This is a genomic window from Vogesella mureinivorans (assembly GCF_007644035.1).
Lineage (GTDB): Bacteria > Pseudomonadota > Gammaproteobacteria > Burkholderiales > Chromobacteriaceae > Vogesella > Vogesella mureinivorans.
Window position 1 is genome coordinate 1 of sequence record NZ_VMTV02000921.1, and the last position, 336, is coordinate 336.

Sequence of the window (336 nt, forward strand, 5' to 3'; positions counted from 1 at the left end):
TCCAGGCTCGCGAAGTAGCTGGTGCGCGCTTCCGGCGTGGCGAAATAGGTCCGAGCGATCGCCGCCTGCTCGTTGTACAGCAGGGTGCCGACGCCGACGCCGAAGAACAGCAGGGCCGCCATCGCCCGCAGCACCGGCCGCTCCCAGACCAGGCGCAGGCCGGCGAGGATCGAGCCGCCCATGGCCTCTTCGCCCGAGCGCGTGCCGTCCTCGATCTCGCGTCGGCGCGCATACGGTGCGAGGCGCACGATGCAATAGAGGCAGAGCCCGATAAGCGCGGCCGACACCAGCAGCAAGTTGGCCACACCGATGTGTTCGGCGAGGCTGCGCGTGATC

The 336-nt window shown here is 69.3% G+C and carries 1 protein-coding gene; it reads right to left on the reverse strand.

Annotated features, from left to right (window positions below; all coding sequences use genetic code 11):
• Nucleotides 1-336, reverse strand: a 336-nt coding sequence (locus tag FLQ44_RS23885; protein WP_206209043.1) for a hypothetical protein, incomplete at both ends; no start/stop codon positions are given.